Source organism: Morococcus cerebrosus, from assembly GCF_022749515.1.
In the GTDB taxonomy this organism is placed as follows: domain Bacteria; phylum Pseudomonadota; class Gammaproteobacteria; order Burkholderiales; family Neisseriaceae; genus Neisseria; species Neisseria cerebrosa.
The window spans coordinates 1,748,779-1,774,355 of record NZ_CP094242.1 but is presented as its reverse complement, the minus strand read 5'-3'; the positions used below and the strand labels follow the sequence as shown (position 1 = coordinate 1,774,355).

Sequence of the window (25,577 nt, the reverse complement as noted above, 5' to 3'; positions counted from 1 at the left end):
TTGTCAAAAATGTTTAAGGTGAACCGCTATTTCAAACTTCTAGATTCCCGCCTGAGCGGGAATGGCGATATGAACGTTTTCAATTTTAATCTACTATAAAAGGTCGTCTGAAAACGCGGTTTCCATCAAGCCGAACCGTTTTCAGACGGCCTTTCCGTTATCTTCGTCTTCCGACCAACCCGCTTCTTTCAATTTCCGCCGTTGCGCGTCGTATTTGGCTTTATCCATCCAATAAATCGTCTGGATGCAGGCATCGCCGCAGTCGCTGCCGCAGCATTCCCACGATTCGGGGCGGACGGGTTCGTCTAAAAGCGGCTCGCCCAAGAGGGCTTCGGCTTTATTCTTCAGGGTCGTATCCATCGGCGATTTCCAAGCGCGCGCCGTCAAACTCGATGACTTCGCCGCCGCGTATTTTGGCGGTTTTGCGGGTTTCGGTTTCGCCGTTGCGCAACACCAATCCTTCGGCGATAAACGCTTTCGCCTGCCCGCCGCTTTCGGCAAGTCCGGCGAGCTTCAGAAGGTCGCATAAGGCGATGTATTCGTTGTCTTCGAGATAGACGGTGGCTTCCATGAGGTTTCCTGTAATGGGGAAGGTTTGAATGTGTGAAATTGTAGCATAGGTCGTCTGAAAGCCGTTTCAGACGACCTTAAATCTTCATGCGGATGTTGTTTATCAAAAATAGCAGAAGTACGGAAAATCATGAAATAGCTCAATTAATATCAGTTATTAAATCACAAATCATGTTTATTAATGTAAAATATAACCATTATTATTTATAAAGTTGGTTTGACTGACAACCTAAGAGATTACGCATGAAACCTTTAAAAACCCTTGCCCTCATTGCTGCTGCATTACCTTATACTGCTTTTGCCGAGAATGTCCCCCAGCCTGTACAGACTTCGGAATTGCAAACCGTCAACGTAACTGGCAAAAACCGTTCTACCCGCACCGAAAACCGCGACTCTTACACCACCTCTGCCATGCGCACCACCACCGGCCTTGCCTTGTCCCCGAAAGAAACGCCGCAGTCGGTGAGCGTGATTACTAAGACTCAAATCAACGAGCAGGGGATTACCAACTTGGTTGATGCCCTGAAAACCACCACCGGCGTAAACGTCATCCGTGATACCGGCATTCCGCGCTTCCAATCGCGCGGGTTCTATATCGACCAAATCGAAGAAGACGGAATTTCATCTACCGTCCCAGGCGCCATCAACAATCCGATGTATGACGCGCAAAGCATGAATGACATCGCCGTTTACGACCATATCGAAGTCGTGCGCGGGGCGACCGGGCTGACGCAGGCAAACGGCGAGCCGGGCGGTACGGTGAACGCCGTACGCAAACGCCCCACCGGCGAACGCATTATTCAGAGTGAAGCCCAAATCGACCGCTTCGGTAAAGTCCGCACCACGGGGGACTTTTCAGGTCGTCTGAACGATGAAGGCACTTTGCGCGGCCGTGCCGTCGTCGCATTAGAACGCGACAAAAATTTTAAAGACCGAGACCTTTGCAAAATTCCCCAAAATCCCCTAAATTCACACCAAGACATTTAGGGGATTTTCCATGAGCACCTTCTTCCGGCAAACCGCACAAGCCATGATCGCCAAACACATCGACCGCTTCCCATTATTGAAGTTGGATCAGGTGATTGATTGGCAACCGATCGAACAATACCTGAATCGTCAAAGAGCCCGTTACCTTCGAGACCACCGCGGCCGTCCCGCCTATCCACTGTTGTCCATGTTCAAAGCCGTCCTGCTCGGACAATGGCACAGCCTCTCCGATCCCGAACTCGAACACAGTCTCATCACCCGCATCGATTTCAACCTATTTTGCCGTTTTGACGAACTGAGCATCCCCGATTACAGCACCTTATGCCGCTACCGCAACTGGCTGGCGCAAGACGACACCCTGTCCGAATTGCTGGAACTGATTAACCGCCAACTGACCGAAAAAAACCTAAAAGTAGAGAAAGCATCCGCCGCCGTCATTGACGCCACCATTATTCAGACCGCCGGCAGCAAACAGCGTCAGGCCATAGAAGTCGATGAAGAAGGACAAGTCAGCGGCCAAACCACACCGAGTAAAGACAAAGATGCCCGCTGGACAAAGAAAAACGGTCTCTACAAACTCGGTTACAAACAACATACCCGTACCGATGAGGAAGGCTATATCGAGAAACTGCACATCACCCCCGCCAATACCCATGAGTGCAACCACCTGTCGCCTTTGCTGGAAGGCATTGCCGAAGGTACGACCGTCTATGCCGATAAAGGCTACGACAGTGCGGAAAACCGGCAACATCTGAAAGAACATCGGTTGCTGGACGGCATTATGCGCAAAGCCCACCGCAACCGTCCGCTGACGGAAGCGCAAACCAAACGCAACCGATATTTGTCGAAGACCCGTTATGTGGTCGAGCAAAGCTTTGGTACGCTGCACCGTAAATTCCGCTACGCCCGGGCAGCCTATTTTGGTCTGCTCAAAGTGAGTGCGCAAAGCCATCTGAAGGCGATGTGTTTAAACCTGTTGAAAGCGGCTAACAGGCTAAGTGTGCCTGTTGCCGCCTAAAAGGCGGCCCGGATGCCTGATTATCGGGTATTCGGGGAGGATTAAGGGGATATTTGGGTAAAATCAGGAGCAATTAGGGGCGGAAATAGACGAAAACCTGTGTTTGGGTTTCGGCTGTCGGGGGGAAGGGCTTTTTTGCAAAGGTCTCAGACCGCGTCAAAGGCGGCAATGCCACGCTTTACGGCGTGATGGATGCATCCGTCGGCGACAACACCAAAATCACTTGGGGTGGCCTCTATCAGCGCAAACACACCAAGCCCGACGACTGGGGTGTGGCATTGAACCTGCCGCGCGATACCTATCTGGGCTACAACTGGAACAAAGGCATTTACGACAAAGCGACCGCATTCGCCGAAGTAGAACACTATTTCAACGACAACTGGCGTTATACCGGCAAGCTGGATTACAACTACAACGAAAATACCAAGAAAAACAGCGGCATTTACAATACGTCCACGTCCTACACAGGCTACACGCCCGGCGGCACATTGGCTTCGGGCTGGTTGAGCCGCTACGACAATGACGAAAAACAACTGACTTTCAAAAACAATTTGAACGGCAAATTTGAAATTGCGGGCGTGCCGCAGGAAATCTTTACCGAATACACTTACACGCACACCAAAAACAACGGCAGCCGCCGTCAATACAACCCGGGCGTTTCCTTCGACCCGATGACCTTTACCGGCAACGAAATCGCCGAACCCGCCGACTGGTACGCCACACCTTATCAGATGTATTGGGAAACCCATTCCAAACGCACCACCCACGCGCTGCTTTTGGGCTTCCGTTTCAATATGTTGAAAGAAAAACTGCACATAATGGCAGGTACGCGTTGGAACCACATTAAATCGAAATATATAACCGACTATTTCTACACGGACGGCAAGATAGACAACGATCCCGATTCGGTTACCGACCGCAAAACCGTCCGTTTCAATCCCTATTTCGCTGTTACCTACGATTTGACGCCGAACCAAAGCCTGTATGCCAGCTACACATCCATCTTCAAACCGAACAGCAATCAGCGCAAAGACAAATCCTATCTCGACCCCGTTACCGGCGCGAACTACGAAATCGGCTGGAAGGGCGAATGGTTCGAACGCAAGCTGAATACCTCGTTCGCCTTGTTCGACATCGAACAGAAAAACCGCGCGGTACAGATTTGGGATACGGTAGACCAAAAATGGTATTGGGAACCCGTCGGCAAAGTCCGCAGCCGAGGCATCGAAGCCGAAATATCCGGCAACCTGAGCGAAGATTGGAAACTGTTTGCAGGTTATACGTTCAACTGGTCCAAATATCTTGAAGCGGAAAGCAAAGGCACCGTCCCCGCAGGCACCAATTTCAGCCTGCACACGCCAAAACACATGCTGCGCCTCCACACCAGCTACAACCTGCCGTTTGACAGCAAAAAATGGACCATCGGCGGCGGCGTAACTGCACAAAGCAAAACCGCCAGCCTCTACGGCGTGAAGCGCGGCGGTCATGCGGTACTCAATGCCAACATTGATTATCAGGCATCGAAAAACCTGAAACTTGCACTGATTTCGACCAACCTGTTCAACCGTTACTACTACGAGAACAACAAAGTCAGCAGCAAAGGCGCGAACAACTACTATGGCGAACCGCGTAATGTAATGTTCAACGTCAATTACAAATTCTAATCCGCCTTCCGTAGAAAGGTCGTCTGAAAACTGTTTTCAGACGACCTGCCTAGCCACACGGCAATCCGCCTTTTCACGGTTCGCAAGAAAATGAAGCTATAGTGGATTAAATTTAAATCAGGACAAGGCGACGAAGCCGCAGACAGTACAGATAGTACGGAACCGATTCACTTGGTGCTTCAGCACCTTAGAGAATCGTTCTCTTTGAGCTAAGGCGAGGCAACGCCGTACTGGTTTAAAGTTAATCCACTATAAAACTGACTGATACGCAGATACCCCCTCTTCCGCCAAACAGAAGAAGGGGTATTTTATTGCCGGCCAGAATTTTGACTTATGGCAAGAGTATGTGAAAAAACGTGAGGTCGTCTGAAAAAACGGTTGCCATTTTTTACAGATGGTTTATAGTTCTTTATAACTAATTTTCAGCTAATTCCTTATATCTATCTTTGCAACCTTGGATAAGTAGTTGCCATTGGGTACTCCGCCCGGCGGCAACATTTTTTTATCCGCCGGGATTTGATAAAATCCGTCCGTTTTATCTGACGCAGGTCGTCTGAAAAACCTAATACTTTGAATATTTATAGTTTTTATGGTTATAAATATCAAATAAAAATAAACATTTTACGACAACAGCTTTATCTGGAATCAACCAAATGAACAATACAAACAAAGAGAAACTTTTCAAACTCAGCACCTTGGCGTTCTGCCTTGCCGCGCTGCCGCAAGCCGTTCACGCCGCTGAAGAAGTGCAGCAGGTGGAATTAAATCAGGTCAATGTGGTCGGCAAAAACCGCAGCCTGCGTACCGAAAATCGAAATGACTATACGACTTCGGCTATGAGTTCTACCACAGGACTGGCATTGACTCCGCGCGAGACGCCGCAATCCGTCAGCGTGATTACCAAAAACCAAATTGACGATCAAGGCATTACGACGCTGGCGGATGCGTTGAAAACAACGACCGGTGTAAATGTCGTCCGCCAAGGGAACCGCACCCATTTCCAAAGCCGCGGATTCTATATTGAAAAATTGGAAGAAGACGGCATGGCCACCACGATTGGCGCGCCGGGCATATTCGGCCACCCTGACAGAGACGGGCACAACATCACCGACCTTGCCATGTATGACCACATTGAAGTTGTGCGCGGTGCAGCCGGGCTGACCCAATCCAACAGCGCGCCCGGAGGTACCATTAATGCCGTACGTAAAAAACCGACGGCTAAAAAACAAATCAGTATGAATGGTTTAGCCGACCGTTTCGGCAAACGGCATATCGAATTGGATGCCTCGGGCACTTTAAGCTCAGAAAACCAACTCCGCGGGCGTATTGTCGGCAGTTTTGATCATGACAAAACATTTCAGGATAAGGTGAAAGGGCAAAACAGCCTTCTTTATGGCGTTTTGGAAAAAGACATCGGAGAAAACAGCAAGGTTTCTGTCGGAGCGTACCGTATTGCCCAGCGCAACACCCCTAATCTCAACGGCCTGCCTTTATGGGAAGACGGAAACAGTCTGCCGCGCAACAGCTATTTCGGTGCGGATTGGAATCATGGGCGGTTCATCAAAAACGGTGTTTTTGCAGAATTTGACCACTACTTCAACGACAACTGGAAATGGAACAGCAAAATCGATTGGCGAAACAGCCACTCCGACCAAAGGTATGCTTTCTTAATGGCAGGCAAAAGCGGGTTGAAAGCCAATCAATCCATCGGTATTGAAGACCAACAGGCTTTCCGCTATCAGCACGACAGCAAACACCTGCATATTCAAAACAACCTGCGCGGCAAGTTTGAAGCCTTGGGTCAAACCCACGACATCTTCCTGACCCATAATTATTCGAAAGAGCGCAATACCCTGCACCATACCCGTATGCAGGCAACCGGCAGCTACGATCCATTTTCTGCCGTTATCCCCCAGCCGGACTGGGCTGCCGAACCATACAGCATTATGGACAGCAACAACCATTTCTATACGCACGCCCTTGCGGCAGGTACCCGCATCAATCCTACGGAAAAACTGCATCTGTTGGCAGGCGGACGCTATACCCATTGGAAACGCGACTTCGATCACAACTGGTCCCGTTATAAGGGCAAGCCGGACAATGATGCCAAAACCTATTCGGTCAAAAACAGCAAATTCATTCCATACATCGGCATCACTTACGATTTCATGCCGGGGCAAAGCCTCTATGCAAGCTATACATCCATCTACAAACCGACTCTGAAAACAAATGCGGACAACAGCTATCTCGCGCCCGAAGTCGGTAAAAACTACGAATTGGGTTGGAAAGGCGAATGGATGCAGGGCAAACTCAATACGGCCGTTTCCCTGTTCCAAACCGATAACACCAACGTCGGCGTGCGTGTCAACGTTCCTGCCGACGGTAACAAGAAGGAGACTTTCTACTACGTTCCCGCAAAAGAACGCAGCCGCGGTGTAGATGCAGAAATTTCCGGAGCAATCGGCGCAAATTGGAAACTGTTTGCCGGCTATACCTACAATATCCGCAAAACAGAAAACCATCCCCATACCGAGGGCGATTTTGCCAACTGGACCCCAAAACACATTTTCCGCGCTTACAGCAGCTATACGCCGCCGTTTGCAAACGGTAAGTTAAGTATCGGTATAGGCTTGTCCAGTCAAAGCAAAACCGGCAGCAAGCTGCCCCAGGGCGGCTATACCGTTTGGAATGCCGGTTTGCAATACCGTCCGACCGACAATTTGCAACTTGGGCTGGCGGTCAACAACCTGACTGACAAACGCTACTATGAAAACAACAGCAACCGTACAAAAAACTACGGCAGCTTCTACGGCGAACCGCGAAATGCCGTGTTCAGCCTGAAGTGGAAGATGTAGTCCGTCTGCGGTAGCAAAATTAAAAAAACAATAACCAAATCATATTCGGCAATCTATCCGACCTGCTCCTGACAGACAGGAAACGGTTGCCGTTGCTGTAAAAGAAAGGGGTCGTCTGAAAACCGCCGTTGGGTTTTCAGACGACCCCTTTCCCATAAAAACCTCTTCATCCCCACTTGAAGGAGCTGCGATGAACCATCCGATCCGCTACGCCTGCCTGCTTGCCGCCGTCCCGCTGCAACTTTCCGCCCAAACCGCCGAACAAACGGAACATGTTGACCTGCCCGCCGTTAACGTAACCGGACAAAGCCGTACTGCTTCGCGTGACAGTTATACCGTGCCAACCATGTCCACCGCCACCGGCCTGCCGATCTCCCCCAAAGACACGCCGCAATCCGTCAGCGTCATTACGCGCAAACAGATGGACGATTCGGGCGCGACCACGCTGGAAGACGCATTGAAAACCACCACAGGGCTGAATGTCGTCCGCCGGGGCAACCGTATGCAGTTCCAGTCGCGCGGATTCAACATCGGGTCGGTTACCACCAACGGGCTTCATTCCACCATCGCCAGTATGCAGGGCAACAATCTGCACGACCAGAAGCTGTTGATGGATACGGCGCTTTACGAGCGCATCGAAATCCTGCGCGGCGCGAGCGGGTTGAAACAGGCGGACAGCGAGCCGGGCGGCAGCGTCAATGCCATATTGAAGAGGCCGACCGCGCAGCCGCTGGCGGAAATCGATTTGCAGGCCGACCGTTGGGGCAAGGTGCGCGGCGTATTTGACGTTTCAGGCGTTTTGAACCAAGAACACGCCGTCCGCGGCCGCATGGTCGGCGTATTAGAGCGGGACAATTCGTTCCGCAAATACGACGACGGGGATAATGCCGTATTGTTCGGTACGGCGGACAAAACCTTCAGCAACAATACCAAGCTGACCGTCGGTGCGGTTTACCATCGCCAAACCGATACGCCGCTCGGTTTCGGCCTGCCTATCGACCGCAACGGCAGCGACCTGCGCCTGCCGCGCGATACAAACTGGGGAGCGGACTGGAATAAGGGGACATACCGTAAAATCCATACCTTTGCCGAGCTGGAGCACTATTTCGGCAACGATTGGAAGCTGACCGGCAAACTTGATTACAAGCAAAACAAATCCAAAACCGAAGAGGCTTACCTCTCGGGCTCGTGTGTAACCTGCGGGGCGGACAACGGCATGTTGCCTCTGGATACAGTTTCCCGCCACGACCGTTACAACCACCAATGGACGGGGCAGGCGGAATTGAACGGCAAATATTCCGCATTTGGCAGACGGCACGACCTGTACGCCGCCTATACCCATTCGCGCGAAAAATTCAATATCCGTATGCGCGACCAAAACACGCAAAACCGTTCTTTCAACCTGTACACATGGACAGGCGGAGAAATCGCCCGACCGGACTGGAACAGCTTTGACTATCAGGATTACCGCAACAGCCGTAAAACCATCCAAACCCTCACCCTGGCGAGCCGCCTGAACCTCACCGACCGGCTGCACCTGATTTTGGGCGGCGGATACAGCCGCTGGAGAAATTCGTTTATCTGGTACCGCGATACCAAAGACGGCGTACCCGATTACCAAGCCGGCAACGATTATCCATACAAAAAAGGACGGTTTATCCCCTATGCCGCCGTTACTTACGACCTGGACGGCCGCAACACCCTTTACGCCAGCTATACCAGCATTTTCAAACACACCAGTGCGCGGGACAAAGACGACAAAGAACTGTCCCCCGTTTTGGGCAACAACTACGAAATCGGTTGGAAGGGCGCATGGAACGGAGGCCGTCTGAATACCACGCTAGCATTTTTCCAAACCGAAAAACACAACGAACCGATCAGCACGCGCGAACGGCATCCCGAAACCAAAAACTGGATTTACGCCCCCGTACGCCTGCAAAGCAGGGGATTCGATGCCGAAATCGCAGGCGACCTGACGCCGGATTGGCAGCTTTTCGCAGGTTATACCTACAACACCCGCAAGTACACCGCAACCGCAGGACAACAGCAGTTGTTCGTCAAAGGAGCGGACTTCAGCCAGCATACCCCGAAACACATGTTCCGCCTGTACACCACCTACCGCCTGCCCGGCGCGGCAAACCGCTGGACGCTGAAAGGCGGTTTCAATATGCAGGACAAACACAGAAGCTGGGACGTTAAGCAGCCCTTGGGCGGCTATACCGTCTGGAACGCAGGCGTGCAGTACCAGCCGAACAAAAAGCTGAACCTTGGGCTGACCGTCAACAATCTGACCGACAAACGCTATTACGAAAATTACGAAGCGCGTACATACGGCTGGGGTTATTTCTACGGAGAACCGCGCAACGTCGTATTCAATTTAAAGTGGACAATGTAAGGGTCGGCGGATTCGCATTTGAAGTGCAACTTTCCATAACAGAAAAAGGCCAGTATGCGGTAGCATACGGCCTTTCCTGCAAGAAAGATTGCCATGAGCTACACACAACTGACCCAAGACGAACGATACCATATCCAATACCTGTCCCGCCACTGCACCATCGCCGAAATCGCCAAACAGCTCAACCGCCACAAAAGCACCATCAGCCGAGAAATCAAGCGGCACTGCATCCAAGGGCAGCAATACAGCGCCGATAAAGCCCAACGGCAAAGCCGGCTGACCAAACAGCGTAAGCGAAAACCCTATAAGCTCGATTCGCAGCTGGTTCAACACATCGACACCCTTATCCGCCGCAAACTCAGTCCCGAACAAGTATGTGCCTACCTGAATAAACACCACGGGATCACACTCCATCACAGCACCGTTTACCGCTACCTTCGCCAAGACAAAAGCAACGGCGGCACTTTGTGGCAACATCTCAGAATATGCAGCAAACCCTACCGCAAACGCTACGGCAGCACATGGACCAGAGGCAAAGTGCCCGACCGCGTCGGCATAGAAAACCGACCTGCTATCGTCGACCGGAAAACCCGCATCGGCGATTGGGAGGCCGACACCGTCGTCGGCAAAAATCAGAAAAGCGCGTTATTGACCTTGGTCGAACGCGTTACCCGCTACACCATCATCTGCAAATTAAAGAACTTAAAAGCCGAAGACACTGCCCGGGCAGCCGTCAGGGCATTAAAGGCACATAAAGACCGGGTGCACACCATCACCATGGACAACGGCAAAGAGTTCTACCAACACACCAAAATAGCCAAAGCATTGAAGGCGAAAACCTATTTTTGCCGCCCTTACCATTCTTGGGAGAAAGGGCTGAATGAGAACACCAACGGACTCATCCGGCAATATTTCCCCAAACAGACCGATTTCCGAAACATCAGCGATCGGGAGATACGCAGGGTTCAAGATGAGTTGAACCACCGGCCGAGAAAAACACTTGGCTACGAAACGCCAAGTGTTTTATTCTTAAATCTGTTCCAACCACTGGTACCCTAGTGTTGCACTTGAAATCCGAATCCAAGGTCGTCTGAAAACAGCAATGTAGTTATTGCACAATAAGAGGCCGTCTGAAAGTACAATCCCGCTTTCAGACGACCTCCCGTTATCTATACCAACACACCCCCATGAACATCCTCAAAAAATTCTCCCGACTCGCCCGCCCCTTTTGGACGGGGGCGCACGGGCGCATCCAATGGCTGATGCTTGCCGTCCTCATCGGCTTCACCCTTTGTTCCATCACCATCAGCGTTTGGATCGCCGCGTGGGACAAACGCTTCTACGACGCGCTCGCCGCGTTTGACGGCGCGTCCATGCCCGCGCTCATCGTCGAATACCTCGGCTACATGGCGATGATTATCGGCTGCATCGTCTGCGGCGACTGGCTGCAAAAACGCCTCATCTTCCGCTGGCGCACCCACCTGACCGAACAATTCCAGCAAAACTGGCTCGAAGGCCACAAACACTATCGCCTGCGCCTGACCGGCGAACCCGACAACCCCGACCAGCGCATCGCCGAAGACATCTATCTGCTCGCCGACAAAAGCATCGGACTGTTCCGCTCCTTCATCAATAATGTTGCCAAATTCAGCGCGTTCGTCGCCGTATTGTGGACGCTCTCCGGCATACAGACCTTCAACATCGGCGGGCGCGACATCACCATACACGGCTACCTCGTCTGGGTTGCCCTGATTTATTCCGTCATCAGCACCCTGATTGCCCACCTCGTCGGCCGCAAACTCAAAAATCTCAACATCGACCGCCAGCACCGCGAAGCCGACTACCGCGCCGCCCTCCTGCGCGTGCGCGACCACGCCGAACAAATCGCCTTCTACAACGGCGGCGAAGCCGAAACAGGTCGTCTGAAACAACGCTACCTCCGCATCCGCGACAACTGGCGGCGGCTCACCAACTGCGAATTCCGCCAAGAAACCTTCTGGGCGGCCTATGTCCGCATCAGCATCTTCATCCCCATCCTCGCCACCCTGCCCATGTACCTCGCCAAAACCATGACCTTCGGCGACATGATGCAGACCCGCACATCGTTTGCCCGCGTCCAAGACAGCTTCGGCTGGTTTACCGACTCCTACCGCCGCCTCATCGAATGGGCGGCAGTCGTCGAACGCCTCTCCGGTTTTCAGACGGCCTTGGAACAAGTAGAGCAGGAAGGCAGAAGCACCGCCTGCCCAGCACCCGCCCTGACTTTAAACAACCGCCGCCAAGGCGGCATCCTCGTCCTGCAAAACCTCACCGTCCACACCCAAACCGGCAGCCTCCTGCTCACCGACATCAACCTCGAAGCCCACGCCCCCGAATGGGTATTGCTCGAAGGCAGAAGCGGCATCGGCAAATCCACCCTGTTACGCGCCCTCGCAGGCTTGTGGCCGTATTACCAAGGCAGCTTCGCCCTCGACGGCAGCCTCCTCTTCCTGCCCCAACGCCCCTACCTCCCCGCCGACACCCTGCGCCACACCGTCAGCTATCCCCACCCCGCCTGCAAAGACGACCAAATTATTCAGACGACCTTGGAACAAGTCGGACTAGGCCGCCTGAAAGATAATTTAGACGAACCATACGAATGGCACGGCATCCTTTCCGGCGGCGAACAGCAACGCCTCAGCCTCGCCCGCGCGCTGCTGCACAAACCGCAAATCCTGTTCCTCGACGAAGCCACCAACCAGCTCGACGGCGAATCCGCATTGACGCTGATGCAAACCCTCAAACGTGCCTTACCCGACACCCTCGTCATCGGCATCAGCCACCAACCCGAAATCCAAGCCTTGTTCGGACGTAAAGTTAATTTAAAACCACTCGACGAACTTGCAAACCGTTCAGATTAGTAATATAGTTCTTTTTGACTATTTTCATAGTTCTTTAGGGTTACTTTTAAAACTCCTTGGATAGCCTCCGCCAGCTCCCGGCAGGAGGCGTTTTTTTGCCTGTCTTCGCTTAGAACAAATTAAATTTCAGGGCGTTAGATAGGTATAGTGGATTAAATTTGAATCAGGACAAGGCAACGAAGCCGCAGACAGTACAGATAGTACGGCAAGGCGAGGCAACGCCGTACTGGTTTAAAGTTAATCCACTATATAAATATTGGTATTTGAATAGGTTTAATTTTCAGACAAATCTTGTTGTATGGCTTAATGTGTAAAACAAGAAATAGAAAAAGGTCGTCTGAAAACCTTGCATTCAGGTTTTCAGACGACCTTTGTGTGCATGAACTTATATCAGCAAGAAGGATTAGCCGCCGAAGTATTCATGCTCTAATCTGAGAAGTGTTGAATGTTTACCAGTCCTGCGCCCGCTTTAAGTCGTTCTGCGCCAGCGTGTCGGCGTGTTCGTTGCGGCTTTTGTATTCCCTGTTTTGCAAGATGCTGTTGGCGACGTAGTTTAAGTGTATTTTGGCGGCTTCGGCGGCATCGGCGGGGCGGCGTTCCAAGATGGCTTCGTAGATGGCGCGGTGTTGCGCAATCAGCTTGGGGCGCGGGTCTTCGGTTTGGTTGGAATAGATGATGCTGCTGCGCGTCTGGCGGTAGAGCATTTTGAGCAGGCCGCCGGAGAGGTGGCTGAAGAGGATGTTGTGCGCGGCGTCGGCGATGGTTTGGTGAAAGCTCACGTCGGCTTCGCTTTGATGTTCCAAATTGCCGCTTTCGCAGGCGGATTCGAATTTTTGCCGCCAAAAATCAATCCGTTTCAAATCAGCATCGGTGCGCCGTTCTGCAGCCAGCGACGCCATGCAGCCTTCGATGTGGCAGCTGAAATCGAAAACGTCGGTTTCCCAGTTGGAATGTTTGCCGAGCAATTCCTGCCAGCTTTGGAGGAAATCCTGCTGCGGTTTGACGGAAACGTAATAGCCGTCGCCCTGACGCGCTTCCAAAACCTGCCGCGCAATCAGGATGTTCAGCGCGACCCTGACCGACGGGCGCGATACGCCGAATTCTTCCGCCAACGTGCGCTCGGGCGGGATTTTGCCGCCTTCTTCGTAAATGCCCGCCGCGATGCGTTCCTCCAATATCGACAATATTTGGTCGCTGATTTTTTGCGGACGAACCAGTTTTGTCATTGTAATTCCCTCTTTTCCATCATGTTTTTTTCTGTGAAGAAGACCCAAATCCGATAATGTGATGCGGCAGGCCGTCCGAAAGGGCAGCCTGCATCAAAATTGGCGTGACCAAATTGGCATGACCAATGTCGCCGTATTCTAATTAACCGCCCCGTATCCCGTCAATATGGCTTGTCCTACCCGTATGTGTTTTAAAACTACATTGGGCTACATTTTTACAATTCATATAATATTTTGTTTTATTTAAAATTAAATAACAAATTTGCGCCGATGCAGCCAGGTTGTCTGAAAAAATAATTGACCGCCATATTAAAGTTTCGTAAAGTGTCATCCGTTCTCAAAATTGGTTTTACCAATTTAAGAAAATATATTAGAAAAATATTCGGAGATTTTCCCTATGGATACTTGGATTCAAAACTATACCGCAGTGGGCGGCAGCCTATATTTGACGGCTGCCGTTGCCCTCCTGCCCATTATCTTCTTCTTCGTCGCACTGACCATCCTGAAGCTCAAGGGGTATCAGGCGGGGCTTTATACGCTGCTGATTGCGCTTGGCGTTGCCATATTAGGCTTCGGAATGCCTGCGGGCATGGCGGTTTCTTCCGCGCTGTACGGCTTTGCTTACGGTTTGTGGCCGATTGCATGGATTATCGTTACTGCCGTGTTCCTGTATAAAATTACCGTAAAAACAGGACAGTTCGACATCATCCGCGCTTCCGTGATTTCGATTACCGAAGACCAACGCCTGCAAATGCTGCTGGTCGGCTTCTCTTTCGGCGCATTCCTCGAAGGTGCGGCAGGCTTCGGCGCGCCGGTGGCGATTACCGCCTCTTTGTTGGTGGGCTTGGGCTTTAATCCGCTCTACGCCGCCGGTTTGTGTTTGATTGCCAACACCGCGCCCGTGGCTTTCGGCGCGATGGGCATTCCAATCCTGGTTGCCGGTCAAGTGTCCAACCTCGACCCTTACCATATCGGTCAGGTTGCCGGCCGCCAACTGCCGATCCTGTCGATTATCGTTCCTTTCTGGTTGGTTGCCATGATGGACGGTATGCGCGGCATACGCCAAACTTGGCCTGCCGTATTGGTGGCGGGCGTATCTTTCGCCACTACCCAGTTCATTACCGCCAACTTCATCGGCCCGGAATTGCCCGACGTGACCTCCGCATTGGTCAGCCTGGTCTGCCTGTCTGCCTTCCTGAAAAAATGGCAGCCTAAAGAAATCTTCACCTTCAACGGCATGAAAAAACCGGCTGAACGCAAAGCGGGCGAATACACTGCCGGACAAATCATCAAAGCCTGGTCACCTTTCGCCATCCTGACCGTTTTCGTCAGCGTGTGGACGATTAAAGGCGTGAAAGAGGCTTTGGGCGTTGCCACCATCAAATTCGACTGGCCGATGCTGCACAACTTGGTACAAAAAGCCGCGCCCATCGTCAGCGAACCGACACCATACGCCGCCGTATTCAAAATCGACCTCCTCGGCGCAGTCGGCACGGCAATCCTGTTTGCTTCCATCGTTTCCGCCGCTTTGCTGAAAATGAAACCTTCCGAAGCCGTCAGCACTTTCTTTGAAACGCTCAAAGAACTGCGCCTGTCCATCCTGTCTATCGGCTTGGTACTCGGCTTCGCATTCGTGGCAAACTATTCAGGCCTGTCGTCCACATTGGCACTCGTCCTCGCCGCTACCGGTACCGTATTCCCGTTCTTCTCGCCGTTCCTCGGCTGGCTGGGCGTATTCCTGACCGGTTCGGACACTTCCGCCAACGCGCTCTTCGGTTCGCTGCAAGCCAGCACTGCGCATCAAATCAACGTCGTACCCGAACTGACCGTCGCAGCCAACACCACCGGCGGCGTGACCGGCAAAATGATTTCGCCGCAATCCATCGCCATCGCCTGCGCGGCGGTCGGTCTGGAAGGCAAAGAATCCAACCTGTTCCGCTTTACCGTGAAACACAGCTTGATTTTCTGTACCTTCGTCGGCCTACTGACCCTGCTGCAAGCTTATGTCTTGCCGTGGACGCTGGTTTTCTTCAATAAATAAGCCAACCGGCTTGAAATAAAAGGTCGTCTGAAATCCAATTTGGGTTTCAGACGACCTTTTTGTCGTTGTGGGCTGCAAATACGGATATGCAGAAGGTTTTTATTTGAATCTGTGATATAGCTAAATTACTTTATTTTCGATACGCAACTTACTGACTGTCGTCATTCCCGCGTAGGCGGGAATCCATTTTTGAAATTCAGAAACTGTTTTTCAAATCGAGGTTTCTTTAGATTGTACGATGGATTACCGCCTGAGCGGGAATGACGGAATTTGATGACCTACTGTATTTAAAGTTAAGTATGTTTGCAATAGTCTCGGGTTTCAGACGACCTTAATCCACTATACGATAAAAATTTGATAGAAGGCTTGAATTAAGGTCGTCTGAAACGTTATGCTTACCGTCTGTATTCCCATTTTTCCCGAAAGCAAAACCATGAGCAAAACCGTCCGTTATCTGAAAGATTACCAAACGCCTGCCTACCGCATTCTCGAAACCGACCTGCATTTTGACATTGCCGAACCGCAAACCGTCGTGAAGTCGCGTTTGACGGTTGAGCCGCAGAGGGTGGGGGAGCCGCTGGTGTTGGACGGTTCGGCGAAACTCTTGTCCGTCAAAATCAACGGGGCGGCGGCGGATTATGTGTTGGAAGGCGAGACGCTGACGATTGCGGGCGTGCCGTCCGAACGCTTCACCGTCGAAGTGGAAACCGAAATCCTGCCGGCGGAAAACAAATCGCTGATGGGGCTGTATGCTTCCGGCGGCAATCTGTTTACCCAATGCGAGCCGGAGGGCTTCCGCAAAATCACGTTCTACATCGACCGTCCGGATGTGATGTCCAAGTTCACGACCACCATTGTTGCTGACAAAAAACGCTATCCCGTTTTGCTTTCCAACGGCAACAAAATCGACGGCGGCGAGTTTTCAGACGGCCGCCATTGGGTGAAATGGGAAGACCCGTTTGCCAAACCGAGCTATCTGTTTGCTTTGGTTGCGGGCGATTTGGCGGTCACGGAAGACCGTTTCACCACCATGAGCGGCAGAAACGTCAAAATCGAGTTTTACACCACCAAAGCGGACAAGCCCAAAGTCGGCTTTGCCGTGGAATCATTGAAAAACGCGATGAAATGGGACGAAACGCGCTTCGGTTTGGAATACGACTTGGATATTTTCATGGTCGTCGCCGTGGGCGATTTCAATATGGGCGCGATGGAAAACAAGGGTTTGAACATTTTTAACACCAAGTTCGTCCTTGCCGACAGCCGCACCGCCACCGATACCGATTTCGAAGGCATCGAATCCGTGGTCGGACACGAATATTTCCACAACTGGACGGGCAACCGCGTAACCTGCCGCGACTGGTTCCAGCTTTCGCTGAAGGAAGGGCTGACCGTGTTCCGCGACCAAGAATTTTCCGGCGACCGCGCCAGCCGCGCCGTGCGCCGCATTGAAAACATCCGCCTGCTGCGCCAGCACCAGTTCCCCGAAGACGCAGGCCCGACCGCGCATCCGGTGCGCCCCGCCAGCTATGAGGAGATGAACAATTTCTACACCATGACTGTTTATGAAAAAGGCGCGGAAGTGGTGCGGATGTATCACACCCTGCTCGGCGAAGAGGGCTTCCAAAAAGGCATGAAGCTCTATTTCCAACGCCACGACGGGCAAGCCGTTACCTGCGACGATTTCCGCACGGCGATGGCGGACGCGAACGGCATCAATCTCGACCAGTTCGCCTTGTGGTACAGCCAGGCGGGAACGCCCGTTTTGGAAGCGGAAGGTCGTCTGAAAAACAATGTTTTTGAGTTGACCATTAAACAAACCGTGCCGCCTACGCCCGATATGGCAGACAAGCAGCCGATGATGATTCCGGTCAAAATCGGACTGCTAAACCGCAACGGCGAAGCGGTGGCATTCGATTATCAGGGCAAACGCGCGGCCGAAACCGTGTTGCTGCTGACCGAAGCCGAACAGACCTTCCCGCTCGAAGGAGTAACCGAAGCCGTTGTTCCCTCGCTGCTGCGCGGGTTCAGCGCGCCGGTTCATCTGAACTATCCGTACAGCGACGACGACCTGCTGCTCCTGCTTGCCCATGACAGCGACGCCTTCACGCGCTGGGAAGCCGCCCAAACGCTCTACCGTCGCGCCGTTGCCGCCAACCTTGCCGCGCTTTCAGACGGCGTTGAGCTGTCGAAACACGGAAAACTGCTTGCCGCTGTTGAAAAAGTCATTTCAGACGACCTCTTGGACAACGCCTTCAAAGCCCTGCTTTTGGGCGTGCCGTCCGAAGCCGAACTGTGGGACGGCGCGGAAAACATCGACCCGCTGCGTTACCATCAGGCGCGCGAAGCCTTGTTGGATACGCTTGCCGTCCACTTCCTGCCGAAATGGCACGAATTGAACCGTCAGGCGGCGAAGCAGGAAAACCAAAGCTACGAGTACAGCCCCGAAGCCGCCGGCTGGCGCACGTTGCGCAACGTCTGCCGCGCCTTCGTTCTGCGCGCCGACCCTGCGCACATCGAAACCGTTGCCGAAAAATACGGCGAAATGGCGCAAAACATGACCCACGAATGGGGCATCCTGTCCGCCGTCAACGGCAACGAAAGCGATACGCGCAACCGCCTGCTGGCGCAGTTTGCCGACAAGTTTTCAGACGACGCGCTGGTGATGGACAAATATTTCGCCCTCGTCGGCTTAAGCCACCGCAGCGACACCCTGCAACAGGTTCAAACCGCCTTGCAGCATCCGAAATTCAGCCTCGAAAACCCCAACAAAGCCCGTTCGCTCATCGGCAGCTTCAGCCGCAACGTCCCGCATTTCCACGCACAAGACGGCAGCGGCTACCGCTTCATCGCCGACAAAGTCATCGAAATCGACCGCTTCAACCCGCAGGTCGCCGCCCGCTTAGTGCAGGCGTTCAACCTCTGCAACAAGCTTGAACCGCACCGCAAAAACTTGGTGAAACAAGAATTGCAGCGCATTCGGGCGCAGGAAGGATTGTCGAAAGACGTAGGCGAAATCGTCGGCAAGATTTTGGATTGAGGTCGTCTGAAATTGTTATGAAAGTTATTTTAATGTGATAAAAAAGGTCGTCTGAAACTGTCATTTCAGACGACCTTTTTGAAGACTCTGCCTATTCCCGTACCAAATGCGAAAGCGGTAGGGAGGTGGTGGTTTTGATTTCTTTCAATACGAAGCTTGATTGCGCGTCCTGTACGCCGTGGTGGGAAAGGAGTGTATCCAAGACGAAATGGGAAAAAGCATTCATATCGGTGAAAAATGCGTGGAGCAGGTAGTCGGTTTCACCGGTAAGGGCGAAGCAGCTCAATACTTCCGGCCATCCTTGTACCGATTGCGCGAAATCTTCGCGTGCGTCTTTTGCTTTGCTGATGGAAACGCGGATAAACGCTTGCAAGCCCAAATCGACGGCTGCGGGAGAGAGTAGGGCGGCATAGCGGCGGATGATGCCCGCGTCTTCCAGTTGTTTGAGGCGGCGTAAGCAGGGCGAGGGGGAGAGGGAGATGCGTTCCGCCAGCTCAACATTGGTCAAACGTCCGTTTTCCTGTAAAACCTGTAAAATTTTCAAATCGGTTTTATCCAAAGTAATCTGCTGGGTCATTTGCGTTCTTTCTCCAAACCCGTTTGCTGGGTCGGTTGGTTAAGTTGGTAGCATTATATCCTAAATAAGTTGTTTTTAACATATTATCCTCTAATGACAGGTGATTTGTCGGTATAATCTGTGTTAAATGGTTTATGATTTTGGAGGTTTTCACAACGGCTTTATTTCAAAGAGACGGCTTGCCCAAACTGCCTTTTCAAGCCATAATCGGGGCATGTGCAGGAGAGAGCTACATCAGGTTACATGTAGCCGCCGAAGGCGCAGATGCCCTTAAATCGCTCAGGCAACAGGGACTGCACATTGAAATAAAACATCTGGAGAGCGGTGCGCTCGCACCCACCGAAGGGGAGAAGGCCGTCTGAACCACCATTCAGACAACCGCGCAAAGCAGTGAGCAGACTGGTTTGCCATCAAGCGGATACGGCCGAAAATCTCAGGTTCAAGGACAGATAGGGTCTTCCGCGCTTATGTGCGGACGGCATCTGAACAATAAATCCGGAGAAGCTGAGAATGACTGCCCTGAAAACCACCCCGTTTCACCAAGCCCATCAAGATGCAGGCGCGAAGCTGGTCGATTTTGCCGGCTGGGAGCTGCCCATCCATTATGGTTCGCAAATCGCCGAACACGAAGCCGTGCGCACCGACGCAGGCATGTTCGACGTATCCCATATGCTCGTTACCGACGTCGCCGGAGCGAACGCAAAAGCCTTTTTCCGCAAACTGATTGCCAACGACGTTGCCAAACTTTCCTTCGTCGGTAAAGCCCTTTATTCCGCGCTGCTCAACGACAACGGCGGCGTGATTGACGACTTGATCGTTTACCGCACCAACGAAGCCGAAACCCAATACCGCATCGTCTCCAACGGCGCGACCCGCGAAAAAGATACCGCCCAGTTCCACAAAGTCGGACAAGAATTCGGCGTTGCCTTCAACCCGCGCTACGACCTCGGTATGCTTGCCGTGCAAGGCCCTAAAGCCATTGAAAAACTCCTGACCGTCAAACCCGAATGGGCGGATGTCGTCCACAACCTCAAACCGTTCCAAGGCGCGGATTTGGGCCACGACTGGTTTGTCGCCCGCACCGGCTACACCGGCGAAGACGGCGTCGAAGTCATCCTGCCCGGCACCGAAGCCGTCGCATTCTTCAAAGCCCTGCAACAAGCCGGCGTACAGCCCTGCGGCCTCGGCGCGCGCGACACCCTGCGCATGGAAGCTGGTATGAACCTCTACGGTAACGATATGGACGACGACACCAGCCCGCTCGAAGCAGGCATGGGCTGGACGGTTGATTTGAAAGACGAAAGCCGCGATTTCGTCGGCAAAGCCGCTTTGTTGGCATTGAAAGAAAAAGGCGTTGCCGTCAAACAAGTCGGTTTGCTGCTCGACAAAGGAGGCATCCTGCGCGCGCATATGGAAGTGTTGACCGACAAAGGCAAAGGCGAAACCACCAGCGGCGTATTCTCGCCCAGCCTGAAACAATCCATCGCCATCGCCCGCGTACCGAAAGATTTTGACGGCGATACCGCCAAAGTGCTGATGCGCGGTAAGGAAGTGGACGTGCGCGTATTGAAGCTGCCGTTTGTGCGTAATGGGCAGAAACAGTTTTAAACGTTAGATTAGTTTTCGTAACGAGGACGTAATTTAACGAGGACGTAATTTACTGTCCTCTTCGAAAATTATGAATTCAAAATGAAATAGGTAACTTTTATGAGAAAAAGTAAGGTTATAACAATTGCAGCTACATTTTGGGTACTAGTTACGGGGTTTGCTTCTGCTAAAGAGATTTATCCTTTTGATTTGGTGAAAAAACAGCCGTATAAAGCAATTTGGGGACAAGAAGTATGGCGAGAAGTCAGAGATAAAAATGATGATTGGTTGAAAGGGGCGGGGGGTGTTGCTACACCATTAGAACCTGTAATAATTGGTTCACAGAAATACCAACGAGCAACAGTATGTGAACCACATAATTGTTCAGACAATATCATTTATTTTTTAATTAATTCTAGAAAGTTGGTGGGAATTCAGTTTAAACATAATGATAATGGATATTTAAACGTGATACGTTATGGCTCGCGTAGCCGAATAGAAGAAAATTATTTAATAAATTGGTATAAACGAGATCAGCAAAAATTAGAAGCAATGTTGGAAAAACCGTGAAACAATCTGCCTGAGACAGCATGATTCAGACGACCTTCAAACCAAAAAACCAATGGAGAATTAACCATGAGCAACAACATCCCAGCCGAACTGAAATACGTTGCCAGCCACGAATGGCTGCGCCTTGAAGAAGACGGTACCATCACCGTCGGCATTACCCACCACGCGCAAGAGTTATTGGGCGACATCGTGTTCGTCGAGCTGCCCGAAGTCGGCGCAAACCTTGCCGCTGAAGAACAAGCCGGTGTGGTTGAGTCTGTGAAAGCCGCGTCCGACGTGTACGCGCCGATTGCAGGCGAAGTCGTTGCCGTCAACGAAGATTTGCCCAGCGCGCCGGAAACCGCCAACAGCGACCCTTACGGTGCAGGCTGGTTTTTCAAAATCAAACCTGTCAACCCTGCAGACTACGACGGCCTGCTGACTGCCGAGCAATACGCGGGCGAAGTGGATTGATTTTAAAATGGCGCGGCAGGCATTTTGCCGCGTTTTGATTTTGAAAGGTCGTCTGAAACCCCGTTTTAGGTTTTCAGGCGACCTTTGTTTCGCTTGACCGATAAAACATGAATTACTGCGAATTTGTTGCCGCCCTTCCGAACAATACGGACAATCCGAACAAACATTACCACGATAAGCAATACGGTTTTCCGATTTCAGACGACAATGAGTTGTTCGGACGGCTGGTTTTGGAAATCAATCAGGCGGGTTTGAGCTGGACGTTGATGCTGAAGAAACAACAGGCGTTTCGGGCTGCATTTAAAGATTTCGATATTGACACTGTCGCCGCATTCGACGAAGCCGACATCGAACGCCTGCTTGCCGATGCAGGCATCGTCCGCAACCGCTTGAAAATCAATGCTGCGATTTATAACGCACGGCAAATCAAACAAATACAGCAAGAATACGGCTCATTCAAAAACTGGCTGGATGCACACCATCCGCTCGACAAAGCCGAATGGGTGAAGCTGTTTAAAAAACATTTCAAATTTGTCGGTGGCGAAATCGTCGGCGAATTTCTGATGAGTACCGGCTACCTGCCCGGCGCGCATATTGAAAGCTGTCCGGTTTATCAAGAAGTTTTAGAATGCCGCCCGAAATGGGCAGAGGTCGTCTGAAAACGGGTTTTTAATATCACTTACCGTATTTATTTTTAAATAAATGTTTTCAGACGACCTCCCGAATCCAAACGTCGTCTGAAACATCAAAACACCTGCCCAACGGCAGATTCCTACAACACCGAAGGAGTAGAAATGAAACTATCCGAACTGTTCAACCCCAACGAATTTGCCGCGCGTCATTTGAGTTTCGGCGACGAGGCTGCGCTGTTGGAAGCGCTCGGCGAGAAGAGCATGGACGATTTTGTCGGCAACACCGTGCCGCAAAGCATCCGTATGCCGTCCGAACTCGACCTGCCCGAAGCCCTGACCGAGGCGGATGCTTTGGCGAAGCTGAAAGCCATTGCGGCGAAAAACGTGATCAACAAATCCTATATCGGTTTGGGCTATTACCCGACCCGCGTGCCGAACGTGATTTTGCGCAACGTATTGGAAAATCCGGGCTGGTACACCGCCTACACGCCGTATCAGGCGGAAATCGCGCAAGGGCGTTTGGAAGCGTTGTTGAACTTCCAGCAGGTGTGCATAGATTTGACCGGTTTCCCTGTGGCGGGCGCGTCTTTGCTGGACGAGGCGACCGCTGCCGCCGAAGCAATGGCGATGGCGCACCGCGTGGGCAAGGTGAAATCCGAACGTTTCTTTGTGGACGAGCGCGTCTATCCGCAGACTTTGGACGTGATGAAAACCCGTGCCAAATATTTCGGCTTCGAGCTGGTGGTCGGCGATTTTGCCAAAGCGGATGAAGGCGAATACTTCGGCGCGCTGTTCCAATACGTCGGCAAAGACGGCGACGTACAAAACTTGCAGGACGTCATAGGTCGTCTGAAAGCCAAAGGCACGATTGTTGCCGTTGCCGCCGACATCATGAGCTTGGTCTTGCTGAAATCGCCTGCCGAGTTGGGCGCGGACATTGCGTTGGGCAACACGCAACGCTTCGGCGTACCGATGGGCTTCGGCGGGCCGCACGCCGCTTATTTCGCGTTTAAAGACGAGTTCAAACGCTCCGCCCCCGGCCGCATCATCGGCGTATCCAAAGACGCATCGGGCAAACCCGCGCTGCGCATGGCGCTATCGACCCGCGAGCAACACATCCGCCGCGAAAAAGCCACATCCAATATTTGTACCGCGCAAGCATTGCTGGCGAACTTGGCGGGCATGTACGCCGTTTATCACGGCCCCGAAGGCGTGAAACGCATCGCCAACCGCATTCACGCGCTGGCTTCCGCCTTTGCCGACGCGCTGGCTTCAGACGGCCTGAAAGTGGTTCACGAAGTCTTCTTCGATACCGTTACCGTCGATTTCGGCAGCAAAGACAAGGCGGACAAAGCATTTCAAACCGCTTTGGAGCTGGGCTACAACCTGCACCGCGTCAGCGACACCCGAATCGCCGCCGCCTTCCACGAAACATCTGTGCGCGAAGACCTTGCCGTGTTGTACTATGCCTTCACCGGCAACAACACCTTCACGCTTTCAGACGACGTCAAAGGTCGTCTGAAAACCGAATTCCTGCGCCAAGACAATATCTTGCAACATCCCGTGTTCAACCGTTACCACACCGAACACGAAATGCTGCGCTACCTGAAAAAACTCGAAGACCGCGATTTGGCGATGAACCGCAGCATGATTTCGCTGGGCAGTTGCACCATGAAGCTCAACGCTACCGCCGAAATGCTGCCGATTACTTGGGCGGAATTCTCCGACATCCACCCCTACGCCCCCGAAACCCAAACCGCAGGCTACCGCGAACTCCTGACCGACATGGAGAACAGCCTGAAAGCCATTACCGGTTTTGACGCGATTTCCTTCCAGCCCAACTCCGGCGCGCAGGGCGAATACAGCGGTATGCTTGCCATCCGCCGCTATCAGGAAGCCCAAGGCGAAGCGCACCGCAACATCTGCCTGATTCCCAAGTCCGCCCACGGCACCAACCCCGCCACCGCCGCCATGCTCGGTTTGAAAGTCGTCGTCGTCGATACCGACGAACACGGCAACGTCAACATCGACGATTTGAAAGCCAAAGCCGAGCAACACCGCGACGCCTTGTCCGCCATCATGATTACCTACCCGTCCACCCACGGCGTGTACGAAGAAGGCATCCGCGACATCTGCCGCATCATCCATGAAAACGGCGGACAGGTTTACATGGACGGCGCCAACCTCAACGCCCAAATCGGCATCATGCAGCCCGCCGAAGTCGGCGCGGACGTATTGCACATGAACCTGCACAAAACCTTCTGCATCCCCCACGGCGGCGGCGGCCCGGGCATGGGGCCCATCGGTCTGAAAGCCCACCTCGCCCCATTTGCCCCAGGCCATACCCTGACCGACACGCACAGCGCAAGTGCCGAGCAAACCGCCGTTGCCGCCGCTGCGTTCGGTTCCGCGTCCATCCTGCCGATTACCTGGATGTACCTGACCATGATGGGCAAACAAGGCATGGAGCAGGCAACGCGCTGGGCATTGCTCAACGCCAACTACGTCGCCAAACGCCTGAGCGAAGACTATCCCGTCCTCTACACAGGCAAAAACGGCCGCGTCGCGCACGAATGTATCGTCGATTTGCGTCCGCTCAAAGCCGAAAGCGGCATCACCGAAACCGACATCGCCAAACGCCTGATGGACTACGGCTTCCACGCCCCGACCGTCTCCTTCCCCGTTGCCGGCACGCTGATGATCGAGCCGACCGAAAGCGAGAGCAAAGCCGAACTCGACCGCTTCATCGCCGCCCTGAAACAAATCAAACAGGAAGTGTTGAAAGTCGAACGCGGCGAATGGCCGAAAGACGACAACCCACTGGTCAACGCCCCGCACACCGCCGCCGATGTAACCGGCGAATGGGCGCATCCGTACTCCCGCGAAGAAGCCGTCTTCCCGCTGCCTTTCGTGCGCGAAAACAAATTCTGGCCGAGCGTCAACCGCGTGGACGACGTGTACGGCGACCGGAATCTGGTCTGCACCTGCCCGCCGATGGAAGCGTATGAAGATTAAGGTTTGACATGAAGAAAGGTCGTCTGAAAATTTCAGACGACCTTTGTTTT

General features: G+C 52.6%; 18 protein-coding genes, 2 pseudogenes and 1 riboswitch. Of the genes and pseudogenes, 16 read left to right on the top strand and 4 right to left on the bottom strand.

What is annotated here, in order from left to right:
- Positions 1–141 precede the first annotated feature (141 nt).
- Together MON37_RS08375 and MON37_RS08370 are read right to left on the bottom strand one after the other, a co-directional pair.
- Positions 142–360 (bottom strand): hypothetical protein, encoded by a 219-nt coding sequence (locus tag MON37_RS08375; RefSeq protein ID WP_039407483.1) that lies wholly within the window; start codon positions 358–360, stop codon positions 142–144.
- The gene (locus MON37_RS08370; protein WP_002221492.1) at positions 338–571 is read right to left on the bottom strand and encodes an RNA-binding S4 domain-containing protein; all 234 of its coding nucleotides are present in this window, start codon (positions 569–571) and stop codon (positions 338–340) included. Before MON37_RS08370 ends, MON37_RS08375 begins: the two co-directional genes overlap by 23 nt.
- Before the next feature lie 242 nt (positions 572–813).
- Here MON37_RS08370 and MON37_RS08365 point away from each other — a divergent pair, with 242 nt between their 5' ends.
- The 9 genes and pseudogenes from MON37_RS08365 to MON37_RS12490 all read left to right on the top strand — a co-directional run.
- The gene (locus MON37_RS08365; RefSeq protein WP_039407509.1) at positions 814–1,557 is read left to right on the top strand and encodes a TonB-dependent siderophore receptor; all 744 of its coding nucleotides are present in this window, start codon (positions 814–816) and stop codon (positions 1,555–1,557) included.
- A gap of 10 nt (positions 1,558–1,567) precedes the next feature.
- Positions 1,568–2,575: an IS5 family transposase gene (locus tag MON37_RS08360; RefSeq protein ID WP_242883552.1), complete on the top strand. Its 1,008-nt coding sequence runs from the start codon at positions 1,568–1,570 to the stop codon at positions 2,573–2,575.
- A 188-nt stretch (positions 2,576–2,763) separates the two neighbouring features.
- On the top strand, positions 2,764–4,239 hold the full coding sequence (locus MON37_RS08355; RefSeq protein ID WP_052242827.1) for a TonB-dependent siderophore receptor: 1,476 nt from the start codon (positions 2,764–2,766) through the stop codon (positions 4,237–4,239).
- 97 nt (positions 4,240–4,336) lie between these two features.
- A pseudogene (locus MON37_RS12495) lies at positions 4,337–4,399 on the top strand (transposase); the annotation flags it as partial.
- 493 nt (positions 4,400–4,892) lie between these two features.
- The gene (locus MON37_RS08350) at positions 4,893–7,094 is read left to right on the top strand and encodes a TonB-dependent siderophore receptor (protein WP_039407978.1); all 2,202 of its coding nucleotides are present in this window, start codon (positions 4,893–4,895) and stop codon (positions 7,092–7,094) included.
- 190 nt (positions 7,095–7,284) lie between these two features.
- Positions 7,285–9,489, top strand: a complete 2,205-nt coding sequence (locus MON37_RS08345; RefSeq protein WP_039407981.1) for a TonB-dependent siderophore receptor — start codon at positions 7,285–7,287, stop codon at positions 9,487–9,489.
- Between the two features lie 93 nt (positions 9,490–9,582).
- Positions 9,583–10,548, top strand: a complete 966-nt coding sequence (locus tag MON37_RS08340) for an IS30 family transposase (protein WP_242883602.1) — start codon at positions 9,583–9,585, stop codon at positions 10,546–10,548.
- A 128-nt stretch (positions 10,549–10,676) separates the two neighbouring features.
- Positions 10,677–12,389 (top strand): ABC transporter ATP-binding protein/permease, encoded by a 1,713-nt coding sequence (locus tag MON37_RS08335; protein ID WP_039404750.1) that lies wholly within the window; start codon positions 10,677–10,679, stop codon positions 12,387–12,389.
- Positions 12,390–12,529: 140 nt separating this feature from the next.
- Positions 12,530–12,640, top strand: a pseudogene (locus tag MON37_RS12490) (IS5/IS1182 family transposase); the annotation flags it as partial.
- 198 nt (positions 12,641–12,838) lie between these two features.
- On the opposite strand, the gene MON37_RS08330 reads toward MON37_RS12490, so the two are convergent.
- Positions 12,839–13,615 (bottom strand): FadR/GntR family transcriptional regulator, encoded by a 777-nt coding sequence (locus tag MON37_RS08330; protein ID WP_039404752.1) that lies wholly within the window; start codon positions 13,613–13,615, stop codon positions 12,839–12,841.
- A gap of 397 nt (positions 13,616–14,012) precedes the next feature.
- On the opposite strand from MON37_RS08330, the gene MON37_RS08325 reads away from it, so the two are divergent.
- Positions 14,013–15,656, top strand: coding sequence for a lactate permease LctP family transporter (locus MON37_RS08325; RefSeq protein ID WP_003767300.1), 1,644 nt, complete (start codon positions 14,013–14,015; stop codon positions 15,654–15,656).
- 433 nt (positions 15,657–16,089) lie between these two features.
- Complete coding sequence (pepN, locus tag MON37_RS08320) at positions 16,090–18,693, top strand: aminopeptidase N (protein WP_039404944.1); 2,604 nt, start codon at positions 16,090–16,092, stop codon at positions 18,691–18,693.
- Positions 18,694–18,784: 91 nt separating this feature from the next.
- Here the strand turns inward: pepN and MON37_RS08315 are convergent, their stop codons facing one another.
- Positions 18,785–19,270 (bottom strand): Lrp/AsnC family transcriptional regulator, encoded by a 486-nt coding sequence (locus MON37_RS08315; protein ID WP_016687311.1) that lies wholly within the window; start codon positions 19,268–19,270, stop codon positions 18,785–18,787.
- Between the two features lie 209 nt (positions 19,271–19,479).
- A riboswitch (glycine riboswitch) is annotated at positions 19,480–19,576 on the top strand.
- 204 nt (positions 19,577–19,780) lie between these two features.
- Here MON37_RS08315 and gcvT point away from each other — a divergent pair.
- The 5 genes from gcvT (at position 19,781) to gcvP (ending at position 25,527) form a co-directional block, all read left to right on the top strand.
- On the top strand, positions 19,781–20,878 hold the full coding sequence (gene gcvT, locus MON37_RS08310) for a glycine cleavage system aminomethyltransferase GcvT (RefSeq protein ID WP_039404757.1): 1,098 nt from the start codon (positions 19,781–19,783) through the stop codon (positions 20,876–20,878).
- 99 nt (positions 20,879–20,977) lie between these two features.
- Positions 20,978–21,427: an Ivy family c-type lysozyme inhibitor gene (locus MON37_RS08305; RefSeq protein WP_039404759.1), complete on the top strand. Its 450-nt coding sequence runs from the start codon at positions 20,978–20,980 to the stop codon at positions 21,425–21,427.
- A gap of 66 nt (positions 21,428–21,493) precedes the next feature.
- Entirely contained in the window at positions 21,494–21,880 is a 387-nt protein-coding gene (gene gcvH, locus MON37_RS08300; protein WP_039404761.1) for a glycine cleavage system protein GcvH, read from the top strand.
- A gap of 107 nt (positions 21,881–21,987) precedes the next feature.
- Positions 21,988–22,539, top strand: a complete 552-nt coding sequence (locus tag MON37_RS08295; RefSeq protein ID WP_039404763.1) for a DNA-3-methyladenine glycosylase I — start codon at positions 21,988–21,990, stop codon at positions 22,537–22,539.
- Positions 22,540–22,674: 135 nt separating this feature from the next.
- Positions 22,675–25,527, top strand: a complete 2,853-nt coding sequence (gene gcvP, locus MON37_RS08290; protein WP_039404765.1) for an aminomethyl-transferring glycine dehydrogenase — start codon at positions 22,675–22,677, stop codon at positions 25,525–25,527.
- Positions 25,528–25,577: the final 50 nt, after the last annotated feature.